We start from the raw sequence: 11,630 nt of genomic DNA, 5'->3' as shown, positions 1-11,630 counted from the left end.
CTTCTTACTCAGCTGCAGTTTCTATGGATTCCACCAGAGCCACAACTTCCTCTGCAGTACCCATTTCAAGCGCCTTGGCAGCGAGTGCCTGCATATCACTGCGGGACAGCTTCCCGATCTGACTGCGCGCCGGAAGAATGGATGTAGCGCTCATGCTAAACTCATCCAGCCCCAGACCGAGGAGAATTGGAATCGCCGTGGCGTCACCCGCCATTTCACCGCACATGCCAACCCAGCGGCCTTCGCGATGAGCGGCATCGATGACCATTTTAACCAGTCGCAGAATCGCCGGATTATAAGGTTGATACAAATAAGCAACCCGTTCATTCATGCGGTCAGCGGCCATCGTATACTGGATAAGGTCATTCGTTCCAATACTGAAGAAATCAACCTCTTTGGCAAACTGATCCGCCAGGACCGCGGTAGATGGAATCTCCACCATGATCCCGAGTTGGATGTCCTCGGATACCGGAATGCCTTCGCTTACAAGCTTGGATTTCTCTTCCTCCAGAAGAGCTTTGGCTTCACGGAATTCACCGAGCGTCGCGATCATGGGAAACATGATTCGCAGATTGCCATGGACGCTTGCGCGCAGCAGTGCCCGAAGCTGGGTTCTGAAAATATCCTGACGATCCAGGCACAGCCTAACGGCCCGGAAGCCCAGGAACGGATTCATTTCCTTTGGCAGATCCAGATAAGGCAGCTCCTTGTCCCCGCCGATATCGAGCGTGCGGACAACAACCGGCTTGCCTTCCATTTTCTCCAGTACCGATTTATAGGCGACATACTGGATCTCTTCGGAAGGAAGTTTATCTCTGCCCATGTACAGGAATTCCGTACGATACAGTCCTACCGCTTCTCCGCCATTCTCCAGCACGCCGGTTACATCGTTCGGTGTCCCGATATTGGCGGCCAGCTCCACATGGATCCCGTCCTTGGATACCGTTGGTTCGGAGCGGAGTTTCTTCCATTCCTCGACCTGTTTGGCGTAGGCATCCTGCTTCGCACGGTATTGTGCCACGATGGCTTCCGTAGGATTAATGATGACATCCCCTTCCAGTCCGTCAACGATGATCAAATCCCCGTCTTGGACCGAAGAGAGCACGTTTTTCGTTCCGACGACAGCCGGAATTTCAAGCGAACGGGCCATGATGGCAGAATGCGAGGTGCGCCCGCCAATATTCGTCGTGAATCCTTTAACGTAGTTGCGGTTCAACTGCGCTGTATCCGAAGGAGTCAAGTCCTCTGCAACCACGATTACTTCTTCGCTGATTTCTGAAGGACTGACATAATTCAGGCCGAGCAGATGCTTGAGAATACGTTTGGTGACGTCGCGCATATCCGCTGCCCGCTCCTGCAAGTAAGCACTCTTCATGTTCTCGAACATTTGAATGAATTGGGTTGCCGTTTCATTTAAGGCATACTCCGCATTAACCGAATCCGAAACGATTTTCGCTTTGACTGGTTCAATCAATTCCGGATCATTCAGGATGAGAAGGTGAGATTCGAAAATCTCAGCCTTCTTCTCCCCGAGTTCCTGAAGCGTGCGGGCTTTGATCGCTTCAAGCTCAGCCTGGGACTGAGCCAGCGCCGCATCCAGCTTCGAAAGCTCGGCATCCGTGTCTGCCACTTGCTTTTCCGTAACAGAATAATCAGGATGCTCCAGTGTAAAAGCACGTGCAATCGCGATGCCCGCGGAAGCCGCGATTCCTTTCAAATTATTCATGAAGCTCGCCTAACCCTTCGTTCACCATCACTTCTTGCAGTGCTGTCAGCGCTTCGCTCTCATTGCCGCCTTCCGTGATCAGTGTCAATGTATCACCTTGCTCCAATCCGAGGGACAGAACGCCCAGGATCGATTTCAGCGTTACTTTTTTGCCGTTAGCTTCGGCAAATGAATTGGTGTCCTGGAATTTGTTAGCCGTATTGACCAATGCTGTTGCCGGACGTGCGTGAATTCCATCTTCGTCAATAATTTTGAATGTTTGTTGCATGTTCATCATCCTACTTTCGTATATTTTAATTTTTATTGAATCCTTGAGATCATCGTGAGTTTAAGGCTTTGATATCGTGATGATCCCTTTTTCACCGCTTTTTACTTCCCCGGTCTTGTTCAGCTTCACGGAAGCTCCCTCCGGCAAATTCGAGAAGATCACAGGAGAAATAATCGATTTGGCATTCTCCTTCACATAATCCAGATCCACCTGCATGATCGGTTGGCCGGTGGATACCAGATCCCCCTCTTGTACAAGAACTTCAAAACCCTGCCCCTTCAGCTTAACGGTATTGACGCCGATATGGACAAGCACTTCCTTACCGCCATCGGACATAATGCCGACCGCATGCTTGCTGGGGAATACGTTAAATACGGTTCCGTTAACAGGAGAAGCGATCGTTCCGTTATGAGGTAATACCGCAAATCCATCTCCCGTCATTCGTTCTGCAAACACAGGATCAGGCACATGGGAAATATCCATTAGCTCTCCATCGACTGGAGATACGATTTCCTCCATGACAAGCGTTTCCCCGTCCTGACCAGCTTGCTGCTCCTCTTGAGCAGTCGGCATCATCTTCGGATCCGCTGTTTCAGGCGCAGTTGTCTGCGTTATTCCCGACATAATGTCCTGGATTTGCGATTTGATGGTATCGGAACGTGTTCCGAATATCGCCTGGATATTATTCCCCACCTCCAGCACACCTGACGCACCCAGCTGTTTCAGCCTTGCCTTATCGACATGACCCTTGTCTTTCACCTCTACCCGAAGCCGAGTAATGCAGGCATCCAGATGCGCAATGTTAGGCTGGCCGCCAAGCGCAGTCAGAATGTTAAGCGGCAGATCATTTTTACTGTTACCGCCTGATCCCTGGGAAACTGATTCCGGCTCCGTTGCGGAAGCTTCTTCCCGGCCCGGCGTCTTCAGATTGAATTTCCGAATGACAAACCGGAATCCGAAATAATAGATTACTGCCATGATAGCACCAACAATGAGTACATTCCACCATGGCGTCCGGTTCGGAATGACACCGAATATCATGTAATCGATCAGACCGCCCGAGAAGGTCATGCCAATCTTGGTACCCAGAATATGCATGATCATGAAAGACAGACCTGCGAACAGTGCATGTACGGCGAACAAGATCGGCGCGACGAACAGGAAGGAGAACTCAAGCGGTTCCGTAATCCCTGTCAAGAAGGAGGTCAGCGCAGCCGAACCCATAATACCGGCGACAAACTTTTTGTTCTCCGGTCTCGCTTCATGATAGATGGCAAGCGCAGCCGCAGGAAGACCAAACATCATAAACGGATACTTACCCGTCATGAAGGTGCCTGCCGTGAACTCGACACCATCCCGAAGCTGAGCCATGAATATATTTTGATCACCGCGCACCATTTGACCTGCATGATTCAAATATTCCCCGAACTCAAACCAGAAGGGAGAATAGAAAATGTGGTGCAGACCGAACGGAATCAATCCGCGTTCCACAACGCCGAACACAAAAGCGGACAACGTCAGGTTTTGTTCCAGCATGAAATGGGATGCAGTGTTAAGCGCAGACTGGATCGGAGGCCATATAAAGACCATCAACAGACCAAGCAAAACGGAAGTTGCAGCCGTCATAATCGGAACAAACCGTTTTCCTGCAAAAAAGCCCAGATAGGACGGAAGCTCTATTTTGAAAAATCTTCGGTACATGCTTGCCGCTAATATACCTACAATAATCCCGCCGAATACCCCAGTGGCTAAGGTCGGAATGCCTAGCACGCTGGCATATTCGTAATTCGTGCCAATCATTGATGGCGTCACGCCGATCACGCTGCCCATGGTAACGTTCATGACGAGGTAACCGATGATAGCCGCAAGCCCGGCAACACCTTCGCCTCCGGCCAAGCCGACGGCAACCCCTACTGCAAACAGCAAGGATAAATTCGTGAACACGATTTGTCCCGCATTCATCATGACGGTGGCAGCTGACTGAACCCAAGCCGCATCGAGCCACGGTGCGTACTGCAGGAAATCGGGGTTGACCAGCATATTGCCAAGGCCGAGCAAAAGTCCGGCCGCCGGCAATATGGCCACGGGCAGCATCAGAGCTTTACCGACCCTTTGCAGTACGCCAAAAAGCCGCTTAAACATGAAAATTTTCACCCTCTATCTAGTTGTGGTCACAAGCTGAATGTGGAGCATCATAAAACAACCAAATCAAAAAAAGGCATGAGTAACCACGGGAAAATGGATGGCTAATCTCATGGATTAGATTACCCAGAAATGGGTAATAACAACCAAATTCCTGCAATACTCATGCCTGATCGAATCAGTTACACGTTTGATTTGAAGTTTTATGCTTCATAACTGTTCGTATTGTAACACCGTTCATTTTTCGTTGCAACCACATGGTAAGGGACTTAATAAAATCTTCACATTTGCTCGCCCTGCTCTTTGCGCTGGACCAGCCGCTCCAGATGAATGGTCAAATAACCGGCCTCGGCGGGATATACAGGCTTTTTCAGCCGCTGCTCCATCATCTTCGTCAGTTTCCATGCCAAGGAATACGTTTCGGGATATTCGCGCTTCAGCAGACCATCCAATGAACTCGTCTCGTTCACCGCTTCTCCCCGCCGAATCCGCTCCAGGGCAAACCGGAGATGAGTCAGCAGACGGGAATAATCCAAGGTATCCCTCGGGATGGCATAATCCAGCTGCTGTTCAACGGTACGTACTAAATCCGCAATCAGTTCCGAATGCTTGCGAACCTCCGAAATGTGCTGGTTTGTGAGGGCACCGTGAAAATGAAGGGCAATGAATCCGATTTCTTCTTGGCCCAAGTCGACCCCAAGCTTCTCCCGGATGGTACGGACGGCGTATTCCGCCATCTCGTACTCTTCAGGATACATCTCTTTGGTTTCGTATAAAAAAGGATTATGGATATAGAGACCTTGGGCATGACGTTTAATGGCAAATGCAATATGATCAGTCAACGCTATGTGGATATGCTCATTCAGAGGAGCGTCGCTGGATTTGGCAGCATTCAAAATAATGTCATTCATCGCCTCAATCAGCTTCTCATCGATATGAGGCACCAGCTGCTTATACTGCTCCTGCTCCTCCGGTTTGGTCAAAATGAACATCTTCTCGGCAGCGGAGGCCGGGATAAGGTCTTTATTCTTCCGGTTAAAGCCTATTCCCTTGCCAATAACAACAACCTCGCCATGTTGAGGATGCTTCGCTATGATTACATTATTGTTCAACACTTTAGCCACTTGTAAGCTGCTCACGTTTGCACCTCTTTTTGATTCATACGCGTATACTCGGATATCTTATCAGAAATATAAGTGCGCGGCAAAATCATATGTGGTTGCCAAAGTCACCAAAGTGCCGTACCGCTGCCTGTGACCGCTATCCCAAACCTACTTGCCGCTCGCTCTACTCTTCCTTAGCAGCACTTGTCTCAACAGGTACCGGTACAAGTTCCTGTTCCACAGCTACTGGCTTTTGAGCCGAGGCAGGCTTCTTGGTCAATCCCTTTATCAGTTCTTCCACATCAATCCCGGACACACTCTTCAGCATTTCAGGCGCCGTAGACATCAGCTCAGTCACATAATTGCTCACGCGAGCCGCACCTTCGCCTTTGCCTGTATCTACAACCGTCAGCTTGTCGATGGACGAAATTGGCTGAGCAATTTTGCCGGCAAGCTCAGGCAGCATTTTTACGATGATATCGAGCACAGCAGCTTCTCCGAACTTCTGGAACGCTTCGGCAAGTTTCTCCTTAGCATCGGCTTCGGCAATACCGCGCAGGCGGATGACTTCGGCTTCAGCCGTACCTTTGGCACGCTCGGCATCCGCAACGGCCAGACCATCCAGGCGCTTCTGTTCGGCAGACGCTTTGGCCTGGGTTTCGATGGAGTACTGCACGGCATCTGCTTCGCGCATCTTCCGGGCTTTATCCGCTTCCGCGGCCTGCTCAACGGCATAACGATCCGCTTCGGCTTTCTTCTTCACGTCCGCGTCATACTGCTTCTCGCGAACCATGATTTCTTTCTCCTGCAGGTCGATTTCGCGTTCCTTTCGAACGAGCTCAACCTTCATCTGCTCCTCGACCACCGTTTGTCTAGCACGGGCTTCCTGGATATGATAAGCTTGGTCCGCTTCAGCTTTCGCCGTATCCTGCTCCTTCTTAAAGGAGGCAACCTTCAGCTCCCGTTCCTTCTCGGCTTCCGCGATATTGGTATCGCGTACGACCTCGGCCTTCTGTCCTTCTTCTTCCGCACGCGCTTTTTGAATCCGCGCGTCGCGCATCGCTTCGGCTTCGGCAATCTCCGCATCCCGCTTTACCGTAGCGATCCGCGGTTTACCCAGCGCTTCCAGATATCCATGCTTGTCGCGAACGTCCTTAATGGTAAAGGATACGATCTGCAGACCCATCTTCTTGAGGTCTCTTGCAGCGACACCTTGAACTTCCTGCGCGAACTTGTCGCGGTTACGGTATACTTCCTCTACCGTCATGGAACCGAGAATGGCACGAAGATGGCCTTCCAGCACTTCCTGGGCTTCGCCCTTCAGCGCTTCAATCGGCTTGCCCATGAATTGCTCGGCTGCCGTTGCCACGTCTTCGATCGAGCTTCCCACTTTTATGATGGCTACCCCATCAGCCATAACCGGAACGCCTTGCTCCGTGTACACTTCAGGCGTCATAACATCCAGTTTATGAGATAAAAGCGATACAAATTCGGAGCGCTGAAATACGGGGAGTATAAAAGCGCCGCCGCCGCGAACGATTTTGATTTTGCGGCCGGATTCATCCTCCGATAAATTTTTGCTTCCCAAAAAAGAACCGGTTACGATCATCGCTTCATCCGGACTCACCGTTTTGTAACGGGCCCAGAACGCAAGTCCTAACACAACAATGACACCTACAACAATTGACGGAATTACTAAGTATTCTGGCATTGAATCAATCCTCTCCTTTTCGTTCTTCCAGTTCGGAGACTCTCAGGACACCCTCAACAACGTCAACAACCACCACGCGGACTCCTGCGGGAAGATTTTGGCGATCAAAGCTTGACGCGATGTGCGTTGTGTTGCCTGCGCCAATCTTGACCATCACTTCACCGAATCCTTCTGCAGGAAGCGGTACGGTGACAACGCCGATCATCCCAGCCAGCTCCTTGATGGAGAAGCCCGTCGAGTTCTCGCTGTTCTCCATCGGTTTCACGTACCCGAAATAGACGAGAATCGAAATGACGATAGCCGCTAAGATAGACAGCGTTACATGGGCACCTGCCGCCAACTCCGTGTATTTCGTCAGCATGATTCCGGTACCGCCAAATACGGTGATTCCTCCAGCGATCACAACCGGATTGAAAAAATCCACTGACAAAAAATCCAACAATCCGTCAAGCGCCGAGCTAAGTATGTCGCCAAGCACCACGGTTACGATGGCAAATATCACGCCTCCGATCAGACAGCCCCAATATAACGCTTCCATGTTGATTGCCCCCTCTGAAATCCCTTACTGTGTATAACAAGTAATACGGCAAAATGTTTGCTAAAGTTTCAATTATTTCCCTCAAACGTATGGAAATCTCTTCATATCTATATTCGACACACCCACAAAAAAGCCTGCACGGCATGAACCGGCAGGCTATAAAACCATTTCAATTCCTTGTCATATAACGACAGGACAACCCTTATAGCGACATCCGATAAATCTCCACGACGTCTTCACGCTGCAGCTTGCGGAAGTTGCCAAAAGGACCAAATCGCATCGCCTTATCGGCCATGGCCTCGATCTGGCTGTCGTCAATATCGTACGCCCCCAACGTGCTTGGCGCACCGATGGAAGTCCAGAATCTGCGAAGCGCTTCGATCCCTTCCAATCCGATGGCTTCATCGGTTTTTCCTGCCGGGTCAACTCCGAATACGTTCACGGCAAGAGACTTGAAGCGCTGAGGATCCGCACTCCGATTATATTTCATCCAATTCGGGAACAGGATCGCCAAGCCGCCGCCGTGCGGAATGTCGTATACGGCAGATACCGCATGCTCGATATTATGGGTTCCCCAGTCGCCGGCCATCCCCATATTGATCATGCCGTTCAGCGCCATCGTACCGCAGTACATGATCGTCTCGCGGAGCTCATAGTTCTCCAGGTCCTCAACCAGCTTCGGCGCCGTATCGATAACGGTCCGAAGAATCGTTTCGCAGAAGCCGTCCTGCACTGGCGTATTGGTATCCTGGTGGAAATAGTGCTCCAGTACGTGAGACATGATATCCACGATACCGTACACCGTTTGATCCCGCGGAAGGGAGAACGTATGTACAGGGTCAAGAATGGAAAATGCAGGGTAAGCATAAGGGCTACCCCAGCCCATCTTCTCTTGGGTTACTTCATTGGTGATAACGGATCCGCCGTTCATCTCGGATCCGGTTGCAGCCATCGTAAGCACGGTTCCAAGTGGGAGACCCGCTTGCGGAACGGCTTTGCGTTCGACGAAATCCCACATATCTCCGTCATATTTAGCACCAACGGCGATGGCCTTGGAGCAGTCAAGGACGCTTCCGCCGCCAACGGCCAGTATAAGATCAATGTTATGCTCCCGGCACAATGCCACGCCTTTGTGGACCGTCGACAGGCGCGGATTGGGTTCCACACCGGCAAGCTCCGTTACCACCGCATTCGCTTCCTTCAGTAAGGCGATAACCTGATCGTACAGCCCGCTGCGCTTGATGCTGCCGCCACCATATACAAGCAATACGTTCCGGCCGTATTTAGCCACTTCACCACTTAAAGCGCTCAGCTTGCCCTTACCAAAAATCAACTGAGTCGGATTATGAAAGACAAAAGGTCTCATGTACATTACCTCCATCGCATCTGGTTCGCATCTATATTTTATCTTGCATGCTTTTTCATTCTATACCATTCCCCTTATGCAAAACAAACAGCCGTCCTTCTCCAGAAAGATCGGCTGTTTGCATAATGATCAGAGATATCGTTAACTTCAATACACCGTTTATCCATAAATGAATGTCTATTTGCTGCCTGGGACGTATCCCATATGGCTCAGGAATCGCTGAAATGCCTGTTGTCCTTCTGCCGTCTGTTTATATACCCCGGCATGCTCCAAAATCGTCGTGAATTTGAGGCCGACCTCCCGGCGAATCAGCTCGATCGCCCCGGCTTTATCCAGCGCTGCTGTTTCCTGTCCACGCAGCTCCTCGATCCAGTCCCCGTGGACGGCAAGCGGATGGTCCGCAGCCTTGCTGTCCGCGTACAGCTCCTCGTTCCCTGCAAGGATGTCGGCGATTTGATCGAGCTCTTCCTTAAGCCTGCCCGGCAGGATCGCCAGCCCCATCACTTCGATCAAGCCGATGTTTTCCTTCTTGATGTGGAACATCTTCCGATGAGGATGGAAAATCCCTTCCGGATATTGCTCATTCGTGCGATTGTTCCGCAGAACCAGGTCCATCTCGTAGATGCCCTCGTCATTTCGGCGGGCAATCGGAGTAACCGTATTGTGGCGGACGCGCTCTCCGTCCACTTCGCTGAACGCTTCAATGTCCGCTGAAGGATCACTGTAGATTTTCCATGCCTCGTAAATGCCGTTTGCGCATTCAAGAAGCGAATTCCGATCGCTTGAGGATAGCCGAATCACCGACATCGGCCACTTCACGATGGCCACGGATACGTCTGGATAATCCGCGTGCGTAAACCCGGCCACCTTCGGTGCTTTCTGGATCGGGAAGGTATGCCGTCCTCCCTGGAAATGATCATGCGTGAGAATCGAGCCCCCGACAATGGGGAGATCCGCGTTCGATCCGAGAAAATAATGCGGATAAGCATCAACAAAACTCAAAAGGCGGGCAAGCGTCGCTTTGGTCAGCTTCATCGGCACATGGTCATGATGGAATACAATGCAGTGCTCATTATAGTAAACATACGGCGAGTATTGGAAGAACCACGGCTCCCCGTTTAGCTCCAACGGAATAATGCGCAGGTTTTGCCGTGCCGGGTGGTTGACTCTTCCTGCATAACCGACATTCTCGCGGCAGAGCTGGCATTTCGGATAAACCGGCGGAGGCAGCAGTTTAGCCATGGCGATTTCCTTCGGGCTTTTCTCCGGCTTGGAGAGATTGATGGTGATCTCAATATCGCCATACGGGCTGGCGTGCCGCCAGTATTCATTTTTGGCTACGCGATCCATGCGAATGTAGTTGGAGTCGATGCAGAGATTGTAAAATTGGCGGGTTGCCGCAATGATCCCCTGCTCCTGCTGGACCGTCCGGAACTGAGCCGTTACGTCCGAAGGTCTCGCCATGAGCCGACCCATGATTTTAGCGTCCAGCAAATCCCGATACGTATCGGTATTCTCGGGAATCATTCCATGCGCTGCACCGTAATCGATCATTACGTCGAGCATGGCCTGCGGCCCATCCGGTACAGGGCCGTTCACTTCGTCTCCGTACGGCTCGCTGAACCCGAAATCCTCCAGCAGCAGATTGCGGCTGTAATCCGCGTCCGCTGCCTGGATAAGACCTTTATGAAGTGCAAAACGCACGAGCATTTCAATTGCATGAAGAACCTGCTTGGATTCGGGAGTTCCTGATGTTGCTGCATTCATGGTCATCGTCCCCCTTGGATTAATTGTCACCGTAACCGTCCGGGTGACTGCTGTGCCATTTCCATGCGCTCTCGATAATCTCTTCCAGCGTCGTTCTGGATGGGGTCCATCCGAGAACGGTACGTGCTTTATCCGAAGATGCTACCAACACGGCAGGGTCACCGGCACGCCGTGCCTCCATGACAACCGGAATGTCAGCACCCGTCACCTGCTTTGAGGTCTCGATAACCTCCTTAACCGAGAACCCGAGTCCATTGCCGAGGTTAAACACATTGCTGGCCTCTCCGCGGCGGAGGTAATCAACCGCGCGCAGATGAGCGTTCGCAAGATCGCTGACGTGAATGTAGTCACGGACACAAGTGCCGTCAGGTGTTGAATAATCGTCGCCAAACACCGAGATGCTTTGGCGCTGTTTCAAAGCGGTTTGCAGGACAAGCGGGATCAGATGGCTCTCCGGACGGTGATCCTCGCCGATTTTTCCGCTGGCATGCGATCCGGCTGCATTGAAGTAACGAAGGGACACATACTTCACGCCAAGCACGGTATCAAACCAGGACATCATCCGTTCCATCATCAGCTTGGTTTCTCCGTACACGTTCGTCGGCTGCGTACGGTCCGTTTCCTCGATCGGCACCTTCTCAGGCTCGCCGTAGGTTGCTGCCGTTGACGAGAAGACGATCTTCCGGACACCCGCTTCATTCATGGCTTCCAGCAGGCACAGCGTTCCGTATACGTTGTTATCGTAATATTTCACCGGATCCTTCATGCTCTCGCCAACCAGTGAATTCGCGGCAAAGTGGATAACGGCATCAATATCGTTTTCCGAGAACAACTGCTTCAGCAGCGCCTTGTCGCGCAGATCGCCGACATACAGCTTTCCACCCAGCAGCGCTTCGCGATGTCCCGTCTCCAGGCTGTCGATCACAACAACTTCTTCCCCTTGCTCCAACAGCTCCGCTACGGTATGAGAACCGATATAACCCGCACCGCCAGTCACTAAAATAGCCAT

At 51.4% G+C, this 11,630-nt stretch carries 9 protein-coding genes; all 9 read right to left on the bottom strand.

What is annotated here, in order from left to right:
• Nucleotides 1-4 precede the first annotated feature (4 nt).
• Nucleotides 5-1,726: a phosphoenolpyruvate--protein phosphotransferase gene (gene ptsP / locus BJP58_RS28400; RefSeq protein WP_194541541.1), complete on the bottom strand. Its 1,722-nt coding sequence runs from the start codon at nucleotides 1,724-1,726 to the stop codon at nucleotides 5-7.
• On the bottom strand, nucleotides 1,719-1,994 hold the full coding sequence (locus tag BJP58_RS28395; protein ID WP_071222804.1) for an HPr family phosphocarrier protein: 276 nt from the start codon (nucleotides 1,992-1,994) through the stop codon (nucleotides 1,719-1,721). The genes ptsP and BJP58_RS28395 overlap by 8 nt, the downstream gene beginning before the upstream one ends.
• Before the next feature lie 60 nt (nucleotides 1,995-2,054).
• Nucleotides 2,055-4,136, bottom strand: coding sequence for a glucose-specific PTS transporter subunit IIBC (gene ptsG / locus BJP58_RS28390; RefSeq protein WP_194541540.1), 2,082 nt, complete (start codon nucleotides 4,134-4,136; stop codon nucleotides 2,055-2,057).
• Nucleotides 4,137-4,417: 281 nt separating this feature from the next.
• On the bottom strand, nucleotides 4,418-5,275 hold the full coding sequence (gene glcT / locus BJP58_RS28385) for a glucose PTS transporter transcription antiterminator GlcT (protein WP_194541539.1): 858 nt from the start codon (nucleotides 5,273-5,275) through the stop codon (nucleotides 4,418-4,420).
• A 148-nt stretch (nucleotides 5,276-5,423) separates the two neighbouring features.
• Nucleotides 5,424-6,950 carry a flotillin lipid rafts scaffold protein FloT gene (locus tag BJP58_RS28380; protein ID WP_194541538.1) on the bottom strand — a complete coding sequence of 509 codons (1,527 nt, stop codon included), beginning with the start codon at nucleotides 6,948-6,950 and terminating at the stop codon, nucleotides 5,424-5,426.
• A 4-nt stretch (nucleotides 6,951-6,954) separates the two neighbouring features.
• The gene (locus BJP58_RS28375; RefSeq protein WP_194541537.1) at nucleotides 6,955-7,488 is read right to left on the bottom strand and encodes an NfeD family membrane protein; all 534 of its coding nucleotides are present in this window, start codon (nucleotides 7,486-7,488) and stop codon (nucleotides 6,955-6,957) included.
• Nucleotides 7,489-7,690: 202 nt separating this feature from the next.
• Nucleotides 7,691-8,854: an iron-containing alcohol dehydrogenase gene (locus tag BJP58_RS28370; RefSeq protein WP_194541536.1), complete on the bottom strand. Its 1,164-nt coding sequence runs from the start codon at nucleotides 8,852-8,854 to the stop codon at nucleotides 7,691-7,693.
• Nucleotides 8,855-9,031: 177 nt separating this feature from the next.
• A complete protein-coding gene (locus BJP58_RS28365) occupies nucleotides 9,032-10,621 on the bottom strand; it encodes a UDP-glucose--hexose-1-phosphate uridylyltransferase (RefSeq protein WP_194541535.1) in 1,590 nt (529 codons plus the stop codon).
• A 19-nt stretch (nucleotides 10,622-10,640) separates the two neighbouring features.
• Nucleotides 10,641-11,630 (bottom strand): UDP-glucose 4-epimerase GalE, encoded by a 990-nt coding sequence (gene galE / locus BJP58_RS28360; RefSeq protein ID WP_194541534.1) that lies wholly within the window; start codon nucleotides 11,628-11,630, stop codon nucleotides 10,641-10,643.

Source organism: Paenibacillus sp. JZ16 (assembly GCF_015326965.1).
Taxonomy (GTDB): domain Bacteria; phylum Bacillota; class Bacilli; order Paenibacillales; family Paenibacillaceae; genus Paenibacillus_AQ.
The sequence above is the reverse complement of the archived record's forward strand: the minus strand, read 5'-3'. Positions and strand labels throughout refer to the sequence as shown.

Coding starts and splice junctions, on each gene's coding strand:
- ptsP (WP_194541541.1), bottom strand. CDS start 1,726: ATGAATAATTTGAAAGGAATCGCGGCTTCCGCGGGCATCGCGATTGCA.
- galE (WP_194541534.1), bottom strand. CDS start 11,630: ATGGCTATTTTAGTGACTGGCGGTGCGGGTTATATCGGTTCTCATACC.
- BJP58_RS28380 (WP_194541538.1), bottom strand. CDS start 6,950: ATGCCAGAATACTTAGTAATTCCGTCAATTGTTGTAGGTGTCATTGTT.
- BJP58_RS28395 (WP_071222804.1), bottom strand. CDS start 1,994: ATGCAACAAACATTCAAAATTATTGACGAAGATGGAATTCACGCACGT.
- BJP58_RS28375 (WP_194541537.1), bottom strand. CDS start 7,488: ATGGAAGCGTTATATTGGGGCTGTCTGATCGGAGGCGTGATATTTGCC.
- BJP58_RS28365 (WP_194541535.1), bottom strand. CDS start 10,621: ATGAATGCAGCAACATCAGGAACTCCCGAATCCAAGCAGGTTCTTCAT.
- ptsG (WP_194541540.1), bottom strand. CDS start 4,136: ATGTTTAAGCGGCTTTTTGGCGTACTGCAAAGGGTCGGTAAAGCTCTG.
- BJP58_RS28370 (WP_194541536.1), bottom strand. CDS start 8,854: ATGAGACCTTTTGTCTTTCATAATCCGACTCAGTTGATTTTTGGTAAG.